The organism is Streptomyces sp. rh34, from assembly GCF_002551245.1.
GTDB lineage: Bacteria > Actinomycetota > Actinomycetes > Streptomycetales > Streptomycetaceae > Streptomyces.
This window is the reverse complement of sequence record NZ_NTGZ01000017.1, coordinates 1-20,726: the sequence shown is the minus strand read 5'-3', so window position 1 is coordinate 20,726 and position 20,726 is coordinate 1. Positions and strand designations below refer to the sequence as shown.

The window sequence follows — 20,726 nt, the reverse complement described above, 5'->3', positions numbered from 1 at the left end:
ATGTGTATAAGAGACAGCGCTGGGGGTGCGGCCGGGCCGGCCCGCGGCGGACGCGGACCGCCCGCGGCTGGCATCCGACCCCCGGGTGCGGGCGGCGCTGGACGACCGGCGCGGAGGGCTCGCACCGTTCTGGCTGCGGATGCGGGAGCGCACCCGGGATCTCTCGGGGCACGCTCTGGTGGTGGACGGCGAGGACACGTTCACCGCGATGCTGGCCCATCTGCTGCGGGCGTCGGGGCTGGACGTCTCGGTGCGCCGCTACGACGAGCCGGGGCTGCGCGAGGTGGCCCGGGCGCACCGGGGGCCCGTGGTGCTGGGTCCGGGTCCGGGCGATCCGGGTGATCTCACCGATCCGAAGATGCGGCTGCTCCGTGAGATCACCGCCGAGCTGGTGCGGGACCACCGGCACGGGCTGCTGGGGGTCTGCCTCGGGCACGAGCTGATCGCGGCGGAGCTGGGCCTGGAGATCGTGCGCAAAACCGTGCCGTACCAGGGGGCGCAGACCCGGATCGAGCTGTTCGGCCGGCCGGAGACGGTGGGCTTCTACAACAGCTTCACCGGGCGGTGCGACGGTCCGGCCGCCGTCGAGCTGGCCGCGCACGGGATCGAGGTGAGCCGCGACGAGGACAGCGACGAACTGCACGCGTTGCGCGGTCCCGGCTTCGCCTCGGTGCAGTTCCACCCGGAGTCGGTGCTGACCCTGCGGGGCTCGGTGATCGTGACGGAGCTGCTGGCGGGGCTGCCCGTGCCGGGCTGATCCGGGCGGAGAGCCTCAGCTCCTCGGCACGAGGACGTTCTCGCCCGTGCGGCGGGCCAGGTAGTCGGTGACGTTCTTGACGGTCGCCTCGATGATCTGGCCCACCGCGTCCTCGGTGTAGTACGCCTGGTGGGAGGTGACGACGACGTTGGGGAAGGTCACCAGCCGGGCGAGGGTGTCGTCGTCGATGCCCTCCAGGGACTTGTCGAGGAAGAACAGCCCCGCCTCCGCCTCGTACACGTCGAGTCCGACGCCGAGGAAGCGGCCCGCGCGCAACTCGGTGACCAGGGCGGCGGTGTCGATGAGGCCGCCCCGGCTGGAGTTGACGAGGATCGCGTCGTCCTTCATCGCCTTGAGGGCGGCCTTGTCGATGATGTGGTGGGTGCTGGGCAGCAGCGGCACGTGCAGGCTGATCAGGTCGGCCTCGGCGAACAGCCGCTCCTTGTCGACGTACTCCATGCCCAGCTCGACGCAGGCCGGGTTCTGAGCCACGTCCCAGCCGAGCAGCCTCATGCCGAAGCCGTGGGCGATCCGGGTGAAGGCCTCGCCGATCTTCCCGGTGCCGAGCACCCCGACGGTCCGGCCGCGCATGTCCCGGCCGAGCAGCCCGTCCAGCCGGAAGTCGAAGTCGCGGGTGCGGCTCGCGGCGCGGATGATGCGCCGGTTGACGGCCATGGCGAGCGTCCAGGCGAATTCGGCGACCGAGTACGGGGAGTAGGACGAGACCCGGGCGACGCGCAGCGCGAGACGCTCGGCGACCTCCAGGTCGATGTTGTTGAAGCCGGTGGAGCGCTGGGCGATCATCTGCGTGCCGCCCGCGGCGAGCGTCTGGAGCACCGGGGAGCCGAGGTCGGCGTTGACGCTGGTGGAGATGATCTCGTGGCCGGCCGCGATGGGGGCGGTGTCCCGGTTCAGGAAGACGTCCAGGCAGCGGACCTCGTGCAGCCCCTCGAAGGCCTTCTCGATCAGGGGCTTCTCGTCGGACTGCACACCGAAGGCGAGGATTTCCACGGGTACTCCCGATCTGTTTCCGCGGGCGGGGCCGGACATCGCGAATATACGGCCCCGCCCCCGGACCCGCTGGTCAGACGTCGTCGAGGCCGCGCTCGATGGCGTACCGCACGAGCTCCACACGGTTGTGCAGCTGGAGCTTGCCGAGGGTGTTCTGCACGTGGTTCTGCACGGTGCGGTGCGAGATGACCAGGCGTTCGGCGATCTGCTTGTACGAGAGGCCCTTGGCGACCAGCCGCAGCACCTCGGTCTCCCGGTCGGTGAGCTGCGGGGCCTTGGGCTCGTTCGACGCCACCGGCACGGGGTCGGAGGCGAGCCGGCGGTACTCGCCGAGGACCAGGCCCGCGAGGCCCGGGGTGAAGACCGGGTCGCCGCCGGCGGTGGAGCGGACGGCGTCGGTCAGCTCCTGGGTGGAGGCGGACTTCAGCAGATAGCCGGTGGCCCCGGACTTCACCGCTTCCAGGACGTCGGCGTGCTCGCCGCTCGCGGAGAGGACGAGGACCCGCAGGCCCGGGTGGGAGCCGACGAGTTCCTTGCAGACCTGGACGCCGGGCATGCCGGGGAGGTTCAGGTCGAGGACGAGGACGTCCGGGTTCGCGGCCCTGGCCCGGCGGACCGCCTGCGGGCCGTCCCCGGCGGTCGCGACGACGTCGAAGCCGGACTCGGCCAGGTCGCGGGCGACCGCGTCGCGCCACATGGGGTGGTCGTCGACGACCATGACCTTGATGGGCCTGCCGGTGGCCCCCTGCTCGTCCTGTGCCGCGTTTGCCGCGTTCCGTGTACTCATCGGGCCGTTCCTGCCTTCCCCCGGGAGACCTTCGGTGCTCTCGGAACCTTCAACTCGACCTCGCAGCCCTGTCCGGGCACCGAGATCAGCTCTGCCGTGCCGCCCAGGTCGCGCAGCCGGCCCCGGATGGACAACGCGACCCCGAGCCGCCCCTCCCCCTCCGCCTGGGCGAGCCGCCCCTCCGGGATACCGGGGCCGTCGTCCCGGACGGTGACGATCACCTCGTCCGGCTCGTCCTCGACCAGGATCCACGCCTGGGCGTCCGGGCCCGCGTGCACCCGTACGTTGTCCAGGGCGGCGCTGACGGCGGCGGCCAGCTCCCGGGCCGACTCGGCGGGGAGCAGCACCGGAGCGCCCGGCTCCGCGAAGCTCGTCCGGGATCCCGCGTGCGGGGCGAGCAGGGCCCGCAGGTCGCAGGCCGCCCCGTCGCCTGAGCCTTGGTCGTCGTCCACGTCGACGGTGCGGACCACGGCTCCTTCGGCGGCGTCCTCGGAGACCCGGGTCGGTGGGACCAGGCCGCTGGAGACCAGGGTGCGCAGGGCGACCTCCTGCTCCCCGGCCATCCGGCCCAGCTCGGCCGCCTCGCCGCCGATCGCGGTCCCTCTGCGCTGGACCATGGCGAGGACCTGGAGCACGCTGTCGTGGATGTCGCGGGCGAGCCGTTCGCGTTCGCGGGTGGTGGCCTCGATCTCCAGGGCGCGGGCCAGGGTGCGCTCACTGGCGCGGGCGACCTCGACGACGTACCCGATGGCGATGGAGGCGACCCACACCAGCAGGACGTTGTGGTAGGTGTCCCGGCTGGGCTCGCCGCGCTGGATGATGTTGGCGGCGGCCACGAAGGTGGAGGCGAAGGCCGCCCACCGCCAGCCGCCCTTGATCGCGAAGGCGAGGACCGAGCCGGCCGTCCAGATCGACGGGAGCGTCGGGCCGTCGAACGACTGCGCGTCGAAGTCCGCGAGCGGGGTGAGCAGGATGCCGGTCAGGGCGACGACCAGGTCCGCGACGAGGAAGCGTTTGGTGCAGCTCGCCGCCGAGCGGACCTTGGGCAGGGTGGCGAGTGTCCAGACGAAGAGGAACGCCAGATAGGCGACGGCGACCCAGGGCCGCTCGAACCTCTGCCGGCCGAAGTCGTCCTTCCCGAAGATCGCGAGCAGCACCGCGTAGATCATCGTCATGACGCGGTAACCCGTCAGCGCGCGCCACAGCGGCAGCTCGACCGACATCCTGACGACCCGCTCACGCTTGGCCATGGCCCCACACCCCCCGGACGGTGAACGACGCGGTTACGCGTCGGACCGTTCCGTTCCGTTCTCGTTACTCGCGGCGGCCTGCTTCTGGGCGCGCTTGGCCTCTTCGGCCCTGGCCTTCGCCTCCTCCGCCCGGGCCTTCGCCTCGTCGGCGATCTGACGCTTGGCGGCGGTGGCGTAGATGTCGACGTACTCCTGGCCGGAGAGCTTCATGATCTCGTACATGACCTCGTCGGTCACCGAGCGCAGGATGAAGCGGTCGCCGTCCATGCCCTGGTAGCGGCTGAAGTCCAGCGGCTTGCCGATCCGGATGCCGGGGCGCATCAGCTTGGGCATCACCTGGCCGGGCGGCTGGATCTTCTCGGTGTCGATCATGGCCACCGGGATCACGGGCGCTCCGGTGGCCAGCGCGACCCGGGCCAGACCGCCGGGCTTGCCCCGGTAGAGGCGGCCGTCGGGCGAGCGGGTGCCCTCGGGGTAGATGCCGAAGAGGCCGCCGCTCTCGACGACCTGGATGCCCGCCTTGATCGCCGCCTCGCCCGCGCCGCGGGCTCCGGAGCGGTCGACGGGGAGCTGGCCGACGCCCTTGAAGAAGGCGGCGGTGAGCTTGCCCTTGACCCCGGGGGCGGTGAAGTACTCGGCCTTGGCGATGAACGTGACCTTGCGGTCCAGCACGGCCGGGAGGAAGAACGAGTCGGAGAACGACAGGTGGTTGCTGGCGAGGATCGCCGGACCGCGCTCGGGGATGTTCTCCAGGCCCTCCACCCACGGCCGGAAGGCAAGCTTCAGGGACCCGCCGATGGAGAACTTCATTGCGCCGTAGATCAACTCGTGTGCCTCCTGTGTGCTGTGGTTGAGACCTTAGCCTGTGAGGTCGTCGCGGCCCTTGCCCGGCATGGGGAGCCGGGCTCTCCCCGGCGGGCGGTGCGGAGCGGCCCCGGGGGCGTGACGGCCCTGGTCGGTGTCGGTCCGGTCGCGTACGGTGAAGTCATCCGTCAAGCACTCCCCCAGGTGCCCGCCCGCCCCGTTCCACGAACAGGAGACCCTGGTGCCGGTCCTCCCCGGAGCCGAGCCGTTCCGCCACGAGGGCGGAGAGGTCGGCGTCCTCCTCTGTCATGGCTTCACCGGATCGCCACAGTCGCTGCGCCCCTGGGCGGACTACCTCGCCGAGCGCGGGCTGACGGTCTCGCTGCCGCTGCTGCCGGGCCACGGCACCCGCTGGGAGGACATGGCGGTCACCGGCTGGCAGGACTGGTACGCGGAGGTGGACCGGGAGCTGCGGGTCCTCAAGCAGAAGTGCGAGCGGGTCTTCGTCTTCGGTCTGTCCATGGGTGGCGCGCTGAGCCTGCGGCTCGCGGCCAAGCACGGGGACGCGATCAGCGGTCTGGTGTTGGTCAATCCGGCCAACAAGGTGCACGGCCTCTCCGCGTACGCGCTGCCGGTGGCCCGTCATCTGGTGCGGACGACCAAGGGCCTGGCCGACGACATCGCGCTCCCGGGGTCGCACGAGGTCGGCTACGACAAGGTGCCGCTGCACGCCGCGTACTCGGTGCGGAAGTTCTTCCGCCTGGTCGACGGGGAGCTGCCCCAGGTGACCCAGCCGGTGGTCCTGCTGCACAGCCCGCAGGACCATGTCGTGCCGCCCGCGGACAGCGCGCGGATCCTGAGCCGGATCTCCTCCCGGGACGTCTCGGAGATTTTGTTGGAACAGAGCTACCACGTGGCGACGTTGGACCATGATGCGGAGCGGATCTTCGATGAGAGCTACCGGTTCATCGGCCGTCTCGCACCGAACGTCGGGATGAAGGGGAGCACGTCCGGTGGCTGAGCACGACGCGGAACGCACAGGCAGCGACGAGGAGCGCGAACCGCGCCCCACGGAGTCGGCGGCCGTCCCGGAGGGGACGCGGCCGGAGGGGGCCGAGGGAGCGGAGCAGGAGCGGGCGGTCGACGAGGACGCGGCATGGGCCGCGATTGTCGAGGGGTACGGGGAGGAGCCGCCGGACCCGCCGGGCGCCAAGCCGTTCAAGGCTGTCGAGGATCTGGCCCTGCTGGAGGACGATCAGCGCAACGTGGTGGGGCCGAAGGACGGCACCGCCGGTGGTCCGGCGGACAAGGGGTCCGGCAAGACGCCCCCGAAGCCGCCGGAGAAGAAGCCGCTCGGCAGCTCCGTGGTGTTCGCGCCCGGCGTCGCCGGTCCCCGCGACTACGAGCTGCCCGAGTCCAAGGACGACGGCGTCGGCGAGCCGGACGACGGGGACGAGGGCCATTTCGTGCCCCCGGAGCCGCCGCCGCTGCCGGAGGCCGACGTCACGGCGAAGTTCGCCTGGCTCGCGGTGATCGGCGGGCCGGTCCTGATGCTCGTCGCGGTGCTGTTCCGGTGGGAGATGACGTGGTGGCTCACCACGCTCTGCGTCGGCGGCTTCCTCGGCGGCTTCGCCACCCTGGTGGCCCGGATGCCGCACGACGACGATGACGACACCTACGGCGACCCGGGGCGCGGCGCGGTCGTGTAAGGGCTGTCCCGTAGGCGTCACCCCGCGGGGATTCTGAGGGCGGCCAGGACCGGCAGATGGTCCGTGGCCGCCCTCAGGTCGTCCCCGCTCACACCGTCCAGGCCGGTCGGGACACCGCAGCCGAGCACCTCGATGCCGGGGGTCGCGAAGACCGCGTCGATGCGCTTGCGCGGTTCGTGCGGGGGGAACGTCGGCCCGCCGCCCCACGGAGCGACGGCCCGGCAGTCCTGGAGGGTCCCGGCCAGGTGCCGAAACGCCTCCCCGGTCGGTACGTCGTTGAGGTCGCCGCCCGCCACGGCGTGCTCCACGCCCATCGCGGCCAGCCGTTCCAGCAGCAGGTCCGCCTGGGCGAGGCGTTCGTCGCGCCGAAGGCTCAGATGGCAGCTCAGCACGCCGAGCCCGGTCCCGGCGATCCGCACCACGGCGGTGGCGAAGCCCCTGCGGTGCAGGCCGGGGGTGAGCGGCAGCAGGATGTCCTCGGTGCGCTCGACGGCCACCCGCAGCGAGCACAGCAGCAGCGGTCCGGCGGCGGTGGCCCCGCCGCTCAGCACCACCAGGCCGCTGCTCTTCGCGAGCCTGGCCGCGGCCTTGCGCCAGCGGAAGAAGCGCGGGGCCTCCTGGACGAGGACCAGGTCGGGCGCGCAGGCGCGGATGACCCGGGCCAGCGCGGCGGTGTCGTCGTGCATCGACCGGACGTTGTAGCTCAGCACTCTGATGACGGCTGAACCGTCCGGCTCGGTTCGGGAGTCGGGCAGTGGCGTCAGGACCATGCGGGCCACGATACGACGGACGCCCGCCGCGGCCCCGGAGGGCGACGACGGGCGTCCGGTGGGTCGTACGGAGCCGTTCTCAGCCCTGGCGGGCCAGGTCGGCCGCTCCCACGAGCCCTGCCTTGCCGCCGAGTTGGGCGGCCAGCACCTGGGCGTGCGGGCGCCATTCGCCGCCGATCAGCCAGCGCCGGAACGACTTGCGGATCGGGTCGAGGACGAGCTCGCCCTCGTCCGACACGCCGCCGCCGACGATGAACGCCGACGGGTCGAACAGCGAGGCGAGGTCCGCCAGTCCGGCGCCGGCCCAGCGGGCCAGCTCGCGGAACGAGTCGATGGCCACCGGGTCGCCCTGGCGGGCGGCCTCGCTGATGTGCTTGCCCTCGATGCCGTCCACCGAGCCGTCGCCGAGGCCGAGCAGTACGGCGGCGTTCTCGGGGGTGGCGTTGGCGCGCTGCTTCGCGTACCGGACGAGCGCACGGCCGGAGGCGTACTGCTCCCAGCAGCCCTGGCTGCCGCAGCCGCAGAGCAGACCGTCCGGGACGACGCGGATGTGGCCGAACTCGGCGGCCACGCCGAAGCGTCCGCGCCGCAGCTTGTTGCCGATGATGATGCCGCCGCCGAGGCCGGTGCCGAGCGTGATGCAGATGACGTCGTCGTGCCCCTGGCCGGCCCCGAAGCGATACTCGCCCCAGGCCGCGGCGTTGGCGTCGTTCTCGACGACGACGGGCAGGCCGACGCGCTGCTCGACCTTGTCCTTGAGCGGCTCGTGACGCCAGTTGATGTTCGGTGCGAACAGCACGGTGGCGCGCTTGTCGTCGACGTAACCGGCGGCGCCGATGCCGACGGCCTCCACCTCGTGTCCCTCGCTCGCCCCGGCCACCGCCGCGCAGATCGCGTCGACGATGCCTTCGGCCGTCGGCGGGGTCGCCACCTTGAACGTCGAGAGGATCCGGCCCTCTTCGTCGACCACTCCAGCCGCGATCTTCGTGCCGCCGATATCGACGCCGATGGTGAGTCCCATGAATCCCTCAGTTTCGGTCGAGCCCCGCTAGGGGCAACCGTACCCGAGGGCGTGGCCCGGCCCGGCCGGGGCCGGTCGGTCCCGGCCGATGTGTCCGGCCGGTACCGGCCGGTCGTCCGGTCAGTCCAGGTCGATGCGTTCGGGGCCGGAGGGCCCTTCGTCCCGGGGGTCGGACGGGTCGTCGGCGGCCTTCTTCGAGGGGTCCGCGGGGCTCGTGGTGCCCGACGCGCCCTCGGTGGTGCGGGTCCAGCGGCTCTCCTGGCCCTCGACCGCGGAGCGGTAGGCGGCCAGCAGTTCGCTGCCCGCGGCGGCGAGGTGGTCGAAGAGCTGCGGGTTGCGTTCGATGACCGGATCGACGGCGGACTTCGCCTGCCGGATGGCCTGCTGGACCGCGCCCTGGGCGGCGACGCCCAGCAGCGGGGTCTGGAGCGAGGAGACCTTGTCGGCGACCGCGTCGACCAGTTTGCGCAGTTCCTCGGCGGCGGACCCGGGCTGGGGGCCGTACTGGGCCCGGCGGCGGGCCTTCTCGGCCGCGAGGTCCTCGGCGCAGGCGTCGGCCCACGCGTCGCCGTCGACGGGACGATCGGTGGCTTCACTCATGGCGGACTCCTGCGACGCGGGGCGGCCGACGGTCGGCCTGCGGTACACGTACTACCGACGTTACCCGAATGGCCGCGGGCCGTTCAGGAGGTGCGCGGCCACAGGGCCGGATCCGGCGTGAACCGCACCCGCAGCACCCCGTCCGCCAGGGCCGCGCCGGAGACGGTGCAGCGGCGCAGCGCGGAGGCGATCCGCACGATCCGGTGGAAGGGGCCGACGGTCAGGAGCAGTTCGTCGCCCCGGCGGACCAGGCGCAGGTCCTCCTTGGCGGCCCCGGGCAGTGGCAGGCACCAGGTGAGGGTGAGGTCCCCGTCCTCGGCGTCCGGGTCCTCCTCGGTCCACCAGGGTTCGCCGGCCCGGCCGGGGGCCCGGTCGTCGGGGGCGGGTATCTCCAGCGCGGCCAGGTCCTCCGGGCCCTGCGGGTCGCGGCCCAGGTGGGCGGCCTCGTGCACGGGGAGGTCCGGGGCCACGTCCTGGTGCCAGTGGTCCAGGCACTTCTCCTGCTGGGCGGCGAGCGCGGCGAACCAGGGGTCGCAGGAGTGCCGGGGCAGCACGCGGGAGGCGACCAGCAGGTCGGCGCTCAGCCCATGCAGGGCGAGGCCGGTGCGGGCGGCGCGCAGGGCGTCCTCGGCGGCGGGGCCCGGCTCCGCGACCAGGCGGAGTGTGGTGGCCCCGTCCTCGATCAAAGCCTGGACGGCGGCCAGCTCGGCGTCCTTGCGGGCGGCGGCCTCGTACAGCCACTGCGCGGGCATCGGGACCCCCGCGAGCTGGGCGAGGACCGGGCGCAGGGCACGGGCGGCCTGGCGTTCGACGGGGAGCAGCCGGCGCAGGTAGCGGCGCAGCTGTTCGGGCAGGGCGAGCAGGGCCAGGGCTTCGGTGAGCGGCGGGAGGTCGACGACGAGGGTGTCGTAGCCGGTCCAGTCGCCCTCGGCGGCCCGGCGCAGGGTGTGCAGCAGGGCGAGCTGCGGGGAGCCGGGGAGTTCGGTGAGCTCCTCGCCGTCGAGCCGGCCCGCGCCGAGCAGGTCCAGGACGCCGGAGGCGCGCTTCTGGAGCTCGGTGAGTTCGGCGCGGAAGTGCTCGCCGGAGTCGATGCGGGCGTGGTCGAGGTTGTCGGCGGCCCGGGTCGGTTCCGAGGCGGCGGGGAAGCCGGGTATGGCCTCGGCGGAGATCAGCAGTGTGCGGCTGCCGTTCGCGGCCGCGGCCAGTGCGGTGGCGGCGGCGACGGTGGTGCGGCCCGCGCCGCCGGTGCCGGTGACCAGGACCGTACGCACGGCCCTCAGTTCCCCGGTGCGGACTCGACGCGCTTCTTCAGACCGGCGAGGGCGCGGTCGATGATGACCTTCTCGGCCTTGCGCTTGATCATGCCGAGCAGCGGGATCTTGACGTCGACGGCGAGCCGGTAGGTGACCTCGGTGCGCTCGCCGTCGCCGAGCGGGGCGAGTGCGTAGGTGCCGTCCAGGGAGCGCAGCATCTGGGACTTGACGAGGCTCCAGCTGACCTCGTTCGCGCCGGTCCAGGTGTAGGAGAGGACGTGGTCGTCCTTGATCGCTCCGGCGTCCAGGACGAGGCGGACCTGCTCGGCGCGGCCCTGGTCGTCGGTGGAGAGGACCTCGGCCTCCTTGACCTCGCCGGTCCACTCCGGGTAGCGGGCGAAGTCGGCGATCACGCCCATGACGTCGGCCGGTGCCGCCTCGATCGTGATGCTCGAGCTGGTGTGTTCAGCCATCGCCGTGGCCCTCCAGTGCGGTGTAACCGGTCGCGTTCGGCAGGAGCCTGCCGCTGTGCAGGCTATCGCGTGCCCGGGGCGCTCCGGTCCACGCCCCGGCCGCCCTCGGTCACCAGCTCAGCGCCCAGGGTGTTCCGGTGGAGGCGAAGTGGCCGACGTTGACGCACTCGGTGGTCCCGATCCGCATCCGGCGGACCAACGGCTGGTGAACATGGCCGAAAAGCGCGTACCGGGGGCGGGTGGAGCGGATCGCCTCCAGCAGGGCGCTGCTGCCGCGTTCGAAGCGGCGGGCGACGGTGTCGTACGTCAGCTCGGGGACGTCGGGCGGGATGTGCGAGCAGAGGACGTCGACCGGGCCGAGCGCCTCGACCTTGGCGGCGTACTCCTCGTCGCTGATCTCGTACGGGGTGTTCATCGGGGTCTTCAGGCCGCCGCCGACGAAGCCGAAGACCCGGCCGCCGATCTCGACGCGTTCGCCGTCGAGCACGGTGGTGCCGGGGCGGGCGTACTCGGGCCATAGGCCGGGGACGTCGACGTTGCCGTAGGTGGCGTACGTCGGGGTGGGGAAGGCCGCGAAGAGTTCGGCGTACTGCTTGCGCACCGCGCCGAGGATCTCGGCGTTGCGGTCGCGGCCCGCCCACAGCTCGCGGCCGAAGGCGCGGGCCTCCTCGTAGCGGCGGGCGGTGCGCAGGGCGACGATGCGGTCGGCGTTCTCCTTGCCGAACAGGTCGGGGAAGATGCCGCGCGCGTGGTCGGCGTAGTCGAGGAAGAGCACCAGGTCACCGAGGCAGATCAGGGCGTCGGCGCCGTCCCCGGCGCGGGTCAGGGCCTCGGTGTTGCCGTGCACGTCGCTGATCACGTGAATCCGGGTCGGTCCCCCGGCCGGGACCCGGCTGTCCGGTTCGCTGCCTCGCATGGGATCACCCTAGAGCGCCGCTTCCGTCGCTGGTAGACCGCCCGGACCTGCGGTTACTTCCACGTCGGGACGGCGGTGGACTACTGTGCGCGAAAGGGCCATTTATATGTGTGATGCATAAGACATCTGGCCGGAACCCCCTATCCGGAACCGAGTACCGGTGGGTAACGTCCGGGCAGTCCAGTCGTGCTCACCCCACTGAGCACCCGCCACTCTTGGACCGCAGCCGGTGCGTCACACAGAGCCGTGGCACCGGAGCCCGATGAGGAGCAGCAGTCTTGCGCGAGTTCAGCCTTCCGGCCCTGTACGAGGTCCCGACGGACGGCAACCTGACGGATCTCATCCGCCGCAATGCCGCTCAGCATCCCGAAGTCGCGGTGATGAGCCGCAAGGTGGCCGGCGTCTGGACGGACGTCAGTGCCACGGAGTTCCTGGCCGAGGTGAGAGCCGCCGCCAAAGGCCTGATCGCCTCGGGCGTGCAGCCCGGTGACCGGGTCGCCCTGATGTCACGCACCCGTTTCGAGTGGGTGCTGCTGGACTTCGCGATCTGGAGCGCGGGCGCGGTGACCGTGCCGGTGTACGAGACCAGCTCCGCCGAGCAGGTGCAGTGGATCCTCGGTGACTCCGGGGCGGTGGCGGTGCTCGTGGAGAGCGACGCGCACGCCGCCTCCGTGGCCTCCGTACGGGACGCGCTGCCGGATCTCGCGCATCTCTGGCAGATCGACGCGGGCGCGGTGGAGGCACTGGGCAAGGCCGGGGCCGAGGTCTCGGACGAGACCATGGATCTGCGGACGCGCAGCGCCAAGGCGGACGACCCGGCCACCATCGTCTACACCTCGGGCACCACGGGCCGCCCCAAAGGCTGTGTGCTGACCCACCGCAGCTTCTTCGCGGAGTGCGGCAACGTGGTGGAGCGGCTGAAGCCCCTCTTCCGAACGGGCGAGTGCTCGGTCCTGCTGTTCCTGCCCGCCGCGCACGTCTTCGGCCGGCTGGTCGAGGTGGCCTCGGTGATGGCCCCGATCAAGCTCGGCTGCGTCCCCGACATCAAGAACCTCACCGATGAGCTGGCCTCGTACCGGCCGACGTTGATCCTGGGCGTGCCCCGGGTCTTCGAGAAGGTCTACAACGCGGCCCGCGCGAAGGCGCAGGCGGACGGCAAGGGCAAGATCTTCGACCGGGCCGCCGACACGGCGATCGCCTACAGCCGGGCGCTGAGCACCCCGGGGGGTCCCTCGCTGGGGCTGAGGCTCAGGCACCGGCTCTTCGACAAGCTGGTCTTCGGGAAGCTGCGCGCGGTACTCGGCGGCCGGGGTGAGCACGCGATCTCCGGCGGCGCTCCGCTGGGCGAGCGGCTCGGCCACTTCTACCGGGGCATCGGCTTCACGGTCCTGGAGGGCTACGGCCTGACCGAGACGTGTGCGGCGACCGCGTTCAACCCGTGGGACCGGCAGAAGATCGGCACGGTCGGCCAGCCGCTGCCCGGTTCGGTCGTGCGGATCGCGGACGACGGCGAGGTGCTGCTGCACGGCGAGCACCTGTTCTCCGGCTACTGGAACAACGAGTCGGCCTCGGCCGAGGCGCTGGCCGACGGCTGGTTCCACACCGGGGACATCGGCACGCTCGACGAGGACGGCTACCTCGCGATCACCGGCCGCAAGAAGGAGATCATCGTGACGGCGGGCGGCAAGAACGTCGCCCCGGCGGTGATCGAGGACCGCATCCGCGCGCACGCCCTGGTCGCGGAGTGCATGGTGGTCGGCGACGGCCGTCCGTTCGTCGGCGCGCTGGTCACGCTGGACGAGGAGTTCCTGAGCCGCTGGGTCGAGGAGAACGGCAAGCCGGCCGGCTCGACGGCCCTGTCGCTGCGCGAGGACGCGGAGCTGCTGGCGGAGGTACAGCGGGCGGTGGACGACGGCAACGCGGCGGTGTCCAAGGCCGAGTCCGTGCGCAAGTTCCGTATCCTGCCCGCCCAGTTCACCGAGGAGGCGGGGCACATCACGCCGTCGCTGAAGCTGAAGCGGAACGTGGTGGCGAAGGACTTCGCGGACGAGGTGGAGTCGATCTACCGCAGTTGACAGTCGGTACGCCGAAGGGGCCCGCGCCGATTCCCGGTGCGGGCCCCTTCGGCGTACGGCACGTTCACAGCAGGGTCTTGAGCTTCTCCGCCAGCAGGTCCCAGCGCCACTTCTCCTCGACCCAGGCCCGGCCCCGCTCCCCCATCCGCTGCCGCAGCTCCGGGTCCCCGAGCAGCGTCACGATCCGGTCCGCCGACTCCTCGGCGCTGCCGCCGCGCACCACCCAACCGGTCTCGCCGTCGAGCACCGCGTCCGGGGCGCCGCCCGAGTCGCCGGCCACCACGGGCAGCCCGGTCGCGGACGCCTCCAGGTAGACGATCCCGAGGCCCTCCACGTCGAGACCGCCGCGCCGGGTGCGGCAGGGCATCGCGAAGACGTCCCCGGCCCCGTAGTGCGCGGGCAGCTCGGCCCAGGGCACCGGACCGGTGAAGCGCACCGAGTCCTGGACCCCGGTCCGATCCGCGAGCCGCTCCAGGTCCTTGGCGTACGGTCCGCCGCCGACGATCAGCAGCACCGCGTCCGGGATCCGCGCGAGGATCGCGGGCATGGCCAGGATCAGCGTGTCCTGGCCCTTGCGCGGCACCAGGCGGGAGACGCAGACGACCACCGGGCGGTCGGAGAGCCCGAGGCGGGCCCGGACCCGGTCCCCGCCGGACGCCGGGTGGAAGGTCTTCTCGTCGACGCCGGGCGGCAGTTGGACCATGCGCCCGGCCGCCTCGGGGGTGAGGGCCCCGGCGATCCGGGAGCGGGTGTACTCACCGAGATAGGTGATCGTGTCCGTGCCCTCCCCGATCCGGCGCAGCAGCTGTCGGGAGGCGGGCAGTTGCGCCCAGCCGGCCTCGTGGCCGTGGGTGGTGGCGACGAGCCGCCGGGCGCCCGCGCGGCGCAGCGCCGGGGCCATCAGGCCGAGCGGGGCGGCGGCGCCGAACCAGACGGCTGTCTCTTATACACATCTCTGATGGCGCGAGGNGCCAGCCCGCTCAGAGATGTGTATAAGAGACAACCGGGCGCCCGCGCGGCGCAGCGCCGGGGCCATCAGGCCGAGCGGGGCGGCGGCGCCGAACCAGACGGAGGCGCAGCCGTGCTCGCGCAGCAGGGCGGTGGCCCGGCGGGTGACGCGCGGGGTCGGCAGCAGCATCGTCGTCCGGTCGCGGACCACGGTGAACGGCTGCTCGGCGTCGAAGGCGGCGGTGGCCTCCGCGCCCTCCTCGCCGCGCTTCCAGGTGGAGGCGTAGACGACGACCCGGTCGGGATCCAGGCGCAGCGCCATGTTGTGCAGGAACGCCTGGATGCCACCGGGGCGGGGCGGGAAGTCGTTGGTCACGATCAAGGTCTTGTCCATCGTCGCCGACAGTACCGAACGGCCGCGCTTCACCGCTGACGCGCTCTCCCGGCGGCATCATGAGCCGCCGGGAACCCGGCCGGACACGAGCGACGAAGAGGCGGCGGATGACGGCGATGGCGGGACGAGGACCCATCGGTGCGGGGCCGTGGCCGTACGCGCTGTGGGCGCTGACCCGGGCATGGCTGCTGGCCTGCGTGTTCAAGGTGGTCACCGTGCCCGGCCCGGACGTCACGGTGGACGTGTCGGTGATCTACCGGGGCTGGTACGAGGTGCTGCTCACCGGCACGTATCCGCTGGACGACGTCACCTGGCAGTACCCGCCCGGGGCGGCCCTGGCGGTCCTCTCCCCCGCCCTGCTGCCGTTCCTGGAGTACGCGACCGCGTTCTACGTGCTCGTGCTGGTCTGCGACGCGCTGGTGCTGGGGCTGCTGCTGTACGCGGGCCGGCGGCCGGGCATAAGGGCGGCGGGCGCCTGGGTGTGGATCGCTGGGGTGCCGCTGCTGGGTCCGACGGTCTACGCCCGCTACGACCTGATGGTGACGGCGGTCGCGGTGGCCGCGCTGCTGGCGGGGGTGCGCCGGCCCCGTGCGCTGGGGGCGCTGGCGGCATGCGGGGCGCTGCTGAAGGGGTGGCCCGCGCTGCTGCTCGTCGGGGTGCGCAAGGGGCGTCCGACGGGGGCCGCCTGGAGGTCGGCGGCGCTGACGGCGGCGGGGCTCGCGGCGGCGTTCGCACTGTGGATGCCGGGGGCGTTCGCGTTCCTGGCTTTCCAGCGGGACCGGGGCACCGAGGTCGAGTCCCTGGGGGCGCTGGTCTTCCACGTGGCGCGGCGGTTCGGCTGGGAGGGGCGGGTGGAGCTGCGCTACGGCTCGCTGGAGTTCCTCGGCCCGCGGGTGGAGCTGGTGTCGACGCTGGCGCTGGGGCTCGGCGTCCTGGCGCTGGGCTGGCTGCTGGTGTGGCGGCTGCGGGCCCGGTCGTTCGCCGCGCACACCCCGGCCGAGGCGGCGTTCACGGCGGTGCTGCTGTTCACGGTCACCAGCCGGGTGATCAGCCCGCAGTACGTGGTGTGGCTGGTCGGGCTCGCGGCGGTGTGCCTGGTGTTCCGGGGGGCCGCGATGACCCTGCCGGCCGTCCTGGTGCTGGCGGCGGCCGGGGTGACGCTGCTGGAGTTCCCGATCGGCTTCGGCCATGTGGTGGCGAGCGACGCGTGGGGCGTGACCCTCCTGCTCGTACGGAACGGGCTGCTGGTGGCGGCCTCGCTGATCGCGGCGCGGCGGCTGTGGCGGTCGACGGTGCCGGGGGCGCGGGAAGCCCCCGTCGTGGCGGTGGGCGGGGGTCAGCCGAGCCGGGCGGCGAGGTAGTCGCGCCAGTCGGCGGTGAACTGCTCGGGGGTGGTGTCGAGCACTGCCTTCAGCGCCTGCTCCACCGCCCCCTCGCGCCCGGAGTGCGCGCCGACGGCCTCGTAGAAGGCGATCAGCTTCTCCTTGCCCCACCGTTCCGCGATCAGCTCGCAGGCCAGCCAGCCGCCCTCATAGGCCCCCGCCAGCTTCGCGGGGTCGCCGTCGAAGCCGAAGTCCGGGTCGGCGGGGAGCTCGGCCGGGGTCCGGCCGGTGCGGACGGCGTCGGCCAGTTCGGGGGCGATGGTGTCGGCGGCGCGGTCCTCGCCCCGGTAGGCGGTCCAGTCGGCGAAGCCCTCGGAGAGCCAGACCGGGGTCGCGGTGGAGGTGCTGGTCCGGGTGGCGACATGGGTCGTCTCATGGGTCAGGACGATCCGCTGCCCGAAACTGCCCAGGGTGGCGTACGCCTGCGGGTTGACGATCACCCGGTCGGCGAGGGCCGGGCGCTTGCCGGTGCCGCCGACCTCGCCGGTGGTGACGGCGGCGATGCCCCGGTAGCTGGCCTCCGGCGAGCCCAGCAGTCCCGCCATGTCCTCGACGGAGTCCGGGACGAGGACGACCACCCGGCGGGCCCAGGGCCTCGGCCAGGCGTCCGAGACGGCCGGTACGGCGAGGTCCACGGTGTCGGCGACCTGGCGCAGCTCGCTCTCGGGCCGGCCGACGCCCAGGACGATGCTGTGCTCGCCCTCGACGACCTCGACGTCCCCCTGCTGCCACAGCTGCCCGGAGGCGCCCTTGGCGGGCCGGTCGGCGGTGATGTACCAGCGCTCGCCGTCGCGCATCAGCTCCAGGACACGGCGGGTGGCGACCGGGGCGGTGTCGTACCCGTCGATGCGGTAGCGCAGCTCCACGTCGGCGGTGGCCCACTGCCCGTCCTGCTTGGTGATGCCCTTGACGTCGTAGGTCCAGGACTTCAGGGGCACGTCGGCGAGCCGGTCCAGCTCGGTGCGCTGGGCGGCCCGCAGCTTCGCGGCCTCCGGGGCGAGGCCGTCGAGGTAGCCCGCCGGGTCGTGGGCGAGGACGGCGGCCGCGCGGCGCTCCAGGGTGGCGTCGAGGGCGCCGGTGGTGAGGAAGGTGTCGGTGTCGGCGGGGGCCGTGCAGGCGGACGCGGTCAGGAGCGCGGCGAGCAGCGGGCCCGCCGCACGCCGTCGTCCCCGGGGGCGTCCCCCTCGCGCGTCACGTCCTCGTACGGCCACCCTGCCGATCGTACGGTCAGATCCGGGTCACCGAGGAGACGGGCATCATGCCGACCGGATCGTAGCGGACCGGGGCGCCGGGGTAAGGGGCGTGGATGACCTGTCCGTTGCCGACGTACATGCCGATGTGGCTGGCGTCCGCGCGGTAGGCGACCAGGTCACCGGGGAGTGCCTGGGAGAGGGGCACCATGCGGCCCGCGTAGCGCTGGGCCTGGGAGGTGCGGGGCAGGCTCACCCCGGCCTGGGCGTAGGCCCACTGCATCAGGCCGGAACAGTCGAACCCGGAGGGCCCGTTGGCTCCCCAGACGTAGGGTCTTCCGAGCGCCTGGTGGGCGGCGGCCACGGCGGACATCGCGCGGGCCGAGCCGGGGGCGACGCCGGAGAGCTCGGGCGGTCCCTGGCGGCCGGAGCGGGAGACCCGGTCGAAGGTGGCGCGTTCCTCGGGCGGCAGCGAGTCCAGCAGCCGGCGGGCCTCGCGGAGCTTGCCCTCGACGGCGCGCTTGTGGCGGGTGGCGGCGGCCCGGTTGCGCTCCAGCTCGGTCAGGGCGCGGGTGGTCTCCGCGCGGGTCCGGGCGAGCCCCCGCTGGGCGTGCCGCAGCTTGTCCAGGATCATCGCCTGGCGGGCACCGGCCCGGTCGAGGGCGGCGGCCCGCTCCAGGTAGGTGTCCGGGTCGGCGGAGAGCAGCAGGGCGAGCGCCGGGTCGATGGCGCCGGTGCGGTACTGCGCGCCCGCCATCGCGCCGAGGGCGTCGCGCATCCGGTTGACCCGTTCCTGGCCCCGGGCCGTGGCGTCCTGGGCGCGGCCCGCCTCACCGCGCAGCCGGTCCACACGCTCCCCGGCCTCGTTGAAGCGCTCGGTGGCCCGCTCGGCCTCCCCGTAGAGGCGGTCGACGGCTGCCTTGGCGCTCTCCCGGGTGTCCTTCGGGTCGGCGCTCGCCGGGGCCCCGGTCAGCGACGCGGCCGCGGTGGCGGCGGCCGCCGAGATGACCGTGACCCGGACGCCTCTGTTGAAGCCGGACTGTGTGGAACGGCGATGGGACACCACAGGTAGCCGCACTCCCTTCCGCTGACGCGGTCGTGCGCAGCCCCTGCCGCCCGGGACGGGCGGACGGAGACCGGGAGCTGCGCGGCAGCCAGACAGTAATCGGGCGACTACGCACCGGCAAAAGACCGCGCCGGTGGTGGCGGAGGGGTCCAACGCCGCCGCCCCGCCGGTGACCTTGGTCTCCGGCGGGGCGGGGGCGTCAGTGTGATGCGCGGCGATTCCCTCGTTCGGGCGTGCCGCGGGCGTGCCGTGACGTCAGATGCGGACGCCGAACTGGAACGTGCCCATGTAGTCCATCGACTCGTAGCGGACGTTGGTGCCCGGCTTCGGAGCGTGCAGGATCTGGTTGTTTCCGGCGTAGAAGCCGACGTGCGCCAGGTTGTTGAAGAAGACCAGGTCGCCCGGCTTGAGCTGGCTGCGGCCGATCTTCGTGCCGTCGTTGTGCTGGGTGAACGTGGTCCGGGTGATGGAGACGCCGGCCTGGGCGAAGGCCCACTGGGTCAGTCCGGAGCAGTCGTAGGAGGAGGGGCCCGTGCCGCCGGAGACGTACGGCTTGCCGATCTGCGTGGCGGCCGCGGCCAGGGCGGCGGCTCCGCGGCCGGACGCGGGGGACTCGTTGCCGAGTTCGACCCGGTCGCCGGCGTCGCGGCTGGCGCGCTGCTCGTCCTTCTTCATCTTGTCGCGCTCGGCCTTGGTCAGCGTGTTGAGCAGCTGCTGGGCGTCGGCCAGTTTGCCCTGGTACTTCTTCTTGTTCTCACCGAGCGCCTTGCGGACCTCGGCGAGGTCGCCGAGCTTGCCCTGGGCTTCCTGGCGCTGCTGGGCGAGGGTGCGCTGCTTGGACTGGATCTTCTGCAGCGACTCCGTCTGCTTGACCGTCAGCTGGTCGAGCGCGGAGGCCTGGTCGAGGAAGCTGTCCGGGTCCGAGGCGAGGAAGAGGGCCACGGAGGGGTCGATGCCGCCGGAGCGGTACTGCGCGGTGGCGATCGAACCGAGTTCGGTGCGCAGCGTGTTGAGCTCGGCCTGGCCGCGGGCGACCTTGTCCTGGAGCGCGTCGACTTCCTTCTTGAGGTTGTCCTGCTGCTCCTTGGCCCCGTTGTACTTCTCGGTCGCCGCCTCGGCCTCGTGGTAGAGCTTGTCGACCTTCGCCTTGACTTCGCTCTTGCTCGGCTTGGGGTCGGCGTGGGCGGCCTGGGAGGTCAGGGCCACGGCCGCTGCGGCGGTCGCGGTGAGCACGGTCACGCGGGTGCGGCTCGGCTGCTTGGGACGACGGTGGGACGCCACGAAGGCGAGCTCCTTCTTCCTCTGAGCCGCCTACCGGGCTGTGGGGGAAAGATTCCCCGGCTCCGTGCACATGACGGACTCGGCGGTTCCTTCGCCGTCACCCCCGATGGGTGATCAACCGTGCGAAGGTTCGAGGCCTGACCTTAGTGACCATCCTGTGATCAGTTCAAATCCTCACAGGAACTTTCTCGTCACACCAGGCACTTCTTTACTCTCACCCCACCGCGTGTAGCGGCGACTTGACGGTACGTTCCCAGATATCCGGCATGCCACACATGCCGCACATATTCTGCTAGACGCGCGAAAGGCGCTTGAGGAGCAAGACGGACGCGACCGGTCGCGCGCCGGCCTTGGCCACGCCGTCCGCCACCTCCCGGTCGGTGGAGACGACCACCACGGGCCGCCCCGGCGGTTCCGCGCGGGCCAGTTGACGGATCAGCTCGTCCGCCGTGACCCCGGCCTTGCTGAACAGCACCCGCACGCCCCGCGGCGGGGCCAGCAGCACCGGGGCGGCCAGTTCGGCCCCGTCGAAGACACAGGTCATCTCGGCGCCGGTCTGCGCCGCGAGCACCGAGAGCCCGCCCAGCAGCCGCAACCGCTGCTTCTCCAGCGGCATCTGGGGATAGCCGGTCTTGGTGACGTTGTAGCCGTCCACGATGAGGTGGGCCTGCGGCAGCGCCAGCAGTTGGTCGAGCAACGCCGGATCGGTCTCGGAAAGGGCCCTGGCGGCAATGTCCTTGGGTGACATCCGGCCGGGCTCCACCGCGTCCACGGTGTCGGCGGGATGCGTCGTCGCCGGGGGAAGCGCCAGCTCCCGCCGCAGCCCCGAGGCCGCGTCCAGCACGGTGTCCAGGAGCAGCCGCAGCCGCATGTCCTCCACCGAGCGGCCCTCGCGGGCGGCCCGGCGGCTCGCCTCCAGGGCCGCCTCGGCCTCCCCCAGCCGCCCCTTGAGCCGGCGCGACTCGCTCTCCGCGGCGGAGAGCTGGGCGGCCGACTCGGCGCGTACGGCGTCGGCCTCGGCGGCGCCGCGGCGCAGGGC

The 20,726-nt window shown here is 72.6% G+C and carries 18 protein-coding genes and 3 pseudogenes; 5 read left to right on the top strand and 16 right to left on the bottom strand.

Features of this window, described 5'->3' with window-relative positions:
• Positions 1 to 16: 16 nt before the first annotated feature.
• Positions 17 to 757: pseudogene (locus CR470_RS06240) on the top strand (aminodeoxychorismate/anthranilate synthase component II); the annotation flags it as partial.
• A gap of 15 nt (positions 758 to 772) precedes the next feature.
• Here CR470_RS06240 and CR470_RS06235 read toward each other — a convergent pair.
• The 4 genes from CR470_RS06235 to CR470_RS06220 form a co-directional block, all read right to left on the bottom strand.
• On the bottom strand, positions 773 to 1,768 hold the full coding sequence (locus tag CR470_RS06235) for a 2-hydroxyacid dehydrogenase (protein ID WP_097866578.1): 996 nt from the start codon (positions 1,766 to 1,768) through the stop codon (positions 773 to 775).
• Between the two features lie 73 nt (positions 1,769 to 1,841).
• On the bottom strand, positions 1,842 to 2,555 hold the full coding sequence (locus CR470_RS06230) for a response regulator (protein ID WP_097866577.1): 714 nt from the start codon (positions 2,553 to 2,555) through the stop codon (positions 1,842 to 1,844).
• Positions 2,552 to 3,805, bottom strand: a complete 1,254-nt coding sequence (macS, locus tag CR470_RS06225) for a MacS family sensor histidine kinase (protein WP_097866576.1) — start codon at positions 3,803 to 3,805, stop codon at positions 2,552 to 2,554. The genes CR470_RS06230 and macS overlap by 4 nt, the downstream gene beginning before the upstream one ends.
• Positions 3,806 to 3,838: 33 nt before the next feature.
• On the bottom strand, positions 3,839 to 4,630 hold the full coding sequence (locus tag CR470_RS06220) for a lysophospholipid acyltransferase family protein (protein WP_097866575.1): 792 nt from the start codon (positions 4,628 to 4,630) through the stop codon (positions 3,839 to 3,841).
• 220 nt (positions 4,631 to 4,850) lie between these two features.
• On the opposite strand from CR470_RS06220, the gene CR470_RS06215 reads away from it, so the two are divergent.
• On the top strand, positions 4,851 to 5,630 hold the full coding sequence (locus tag CR470_RS06215) for an alpha/beta hydrolase (RefSeq protein WP_097866603.1): 780 nt from the start codon (positions 4,851 to 4,853) through the stop codon (positions 5,628 to 5,630).
• Positions 5,623 to 6,318, top strand: coding sequence for a hypothetical protein (locus CR470_RS06210; RefSeq protein WP_097866574.1), 696 nt, complete (start codon positions 5,623 to 5,625; stop codon positions 6,316 to 6,318). The genes CR470_RS06215 and CR470_RS06210 overlap by 8 nt, the downstream gene beginning before the upstream one ends.
• Before the next feature lie 17 nt (positions 6,319 to 6,335).
• Here CR470_RS06210 and CR470_RS06205 read toward each other — a convergent pair whose 3' ends face one another.
• The 6 genes from CR470_RS06205 to CR470_RS06180 all read right to left on the bottom strand — a co-directional run bounded on the left by CR470_RS06205 (position 6,336) and on the right by CR470_RS06180 (position 11,351).
• A complete protein-coding gene (locus CR470_RS06205; RefSeq protein ID WP_097866573.1) occupies positions 6,336 to 7,088 on the bottom strand; it encodes an endonuclease/exonuclease/phosphatase family protein in 753 nt (250 codons plus the stop codon).
• 79 nt (positions 7,089 to 7,167) lie between these two features.
• Positions 7,168 to 8,109 carry an ROK family glucokinase gene (locus tag CR470_RS06200; RefSeq protein WP_097866572.1) on the bottom strand — a complete coding sequence of 314 codons (942 nt, stop codon included), beginning with the start codon at positions 8,107 to 8,109 and terminating at the stop codon, positions 7,168 to 7,170.
• Positions 8,110 to 8,229: 120 nt separating this feature from the next.
• Positions 8,230 to 8,709 (bottom strand): DUF5304 domain-containing protein, encoded by a 480-nt coding sequence (locus tag CR470_RS06195; protein ID WP_097866571.1) that lies wholly within the window; start codon positions 8,707 to 8,709, stop codon positions 8,230 to 8,232.
• Positions 8,710 to 8,792: 83 nt separating this feature from the next.
• The gene (locus tag CR470_RS06190) at positions 8,793 to 9,980 is read right to left on the bottom strand and encodes an ArsA family ATPase (protein WP_097866570.1); all 1,188 of its coding nucleotides are present in this window, start codon (positions 9,978 to 9,980) and stop codon (positions 8,793 to 8,795) included.
• A gap of 5 nt (positions 9,981 to 9,985) precedes the next feature.
• Complete coding sequence (locus CR470_RS06185) at positions 9,986 to 10,435, bottom strand: SRPBCC family protein (RefSeq protein WP_097866569.1); 450 nt, start codon at positions 10,433 to 10,435, stop codon at positions 9,986 to 9,988.
• Positions 10,436 to 10,544: 109 nt separating this feature from the next.
• On the bottom strand, positions 10,545 to 11,351 hold the full coding sequence (locus CR470_RS06180; protein WP_097866568.1) for a metallophosphoesterase family protein: 807 nt from the start codon (positions 11,349 to 11,351) through the stop codon (positions 10,545 to 10,547).
• Between the two features lie 278 nt (positions 11,352 to 11,629).
• On the opposite strand from CR470_RS06180, the gene CR470_RS06175 reads away from it, so the two are divergent.
• Entirely contained in the window at positions 11,630 to 13,426 is a 1,797-nt protein-coding gene (locus tag CR470_RS06175) for an AMP-dependent synthetase/ligase (protein WP_097866567.1), read from the top strand.
• A 64-nt stretch (positions 13,427 to 13,490) separates the two neighbouring features.
• On the opposite strand, the pseudogene CR470_RS06170 reads toward CR470_RS06175, so the two are convergent.
• Both CR470_RS06170 and CR470_RS41110 read right to left on the bottom strand, forming a co-directional pair.
• A pseudogene (locus tag CR470_RS06170) lies at positions 13,491 to 14,363 on the bottom strand (glycosyltransferase family 4 protein); the annotation flags it as partial.
• Between the two features lie 78 nt (positions 14,364 to 14,441).
• Positions 14,442 to 14,768, bottom strand: a pseudogene (locus CR470_RS41110) (alpha-(1-2)-phosphatidylinositol mannosyltransferase); the annotation flags it as partial.
• Positions 14,769 to 14,884: 116 nt separating this feature from the next.
• Between CR470_RS41110 and CR470_RS06160 the strand changes: the two are divergent.
• Positions 14,885 to 16,129 (top strand): glycosyltransferase 87 family protein, encoded by a 1,245-nt coding sequence (locus tag CR470_RS06160; protein ID WP_097866602.1) that lies wholly within the window; start codon positions 14,885 to 14,887, stop codon positions 16,127 to 16,129.
• Here CR470_RS06160 and CR470_RS06155 read toward each other — a convergent pair.
• From CR470_RS06155 to CR470_RS06140, 4 genes are all read right to left on the bottom strand, one after another.
• The gene (locus CR470_RS06155) at positions 16,105 to 17,361 is read right to left on the bottom strand and encodes a hypothetical protein (RefSeq protein ID WP_097866566.1); all 1,257 of its coding nucleotides are present in this window, start codon (positions 17,359 to 17,361) and stop codon (positions 16,105 to 16,107) included. The two genes, CR470_RS06160 and CR470_RS06155, sit on opposite strands and share 25 nt — an antisense overlap.
• Before the next feature lie 16 nt (positions 17,362 to 17,377).
• Positions 17,378 to 18,406 carry a C40 family peptidase gene (locus tag CR470_RS06150; RefSeq protein WP_097866565.1) on the bottom strand — a complete coding sequence of 343 codons (1,029 nt, stop codon included), beginning with the start codon at positions 18,404 to 18,406 and terminating at the stop codon, positions 17,378 to 17,380.
• 255 nt (positions 18,407 to 18,661) lie between these two features.
• Positions 18,662 to 19,687: a C40 family peptidase gene (locus CR470_RS06145; RefSeq protein WP_097866564.1), complete on the bottom strand. Its 1,026-nt coding sequence runs from the start codon at positions 19,685 to 19,687 to the stop codon at positions 18,662 to 18,664.
• 292 nt (positions 19,688 to 19,979) lie between these two features.
• Positions 19,980 to 20,726, bottom strand: a 747-nt coding sequence (locus CR470_RS06140; protein ID WP_179892162.1) for an NYN domain-containing protein, incomplete at its 5' end; no start/stop codon positions are given.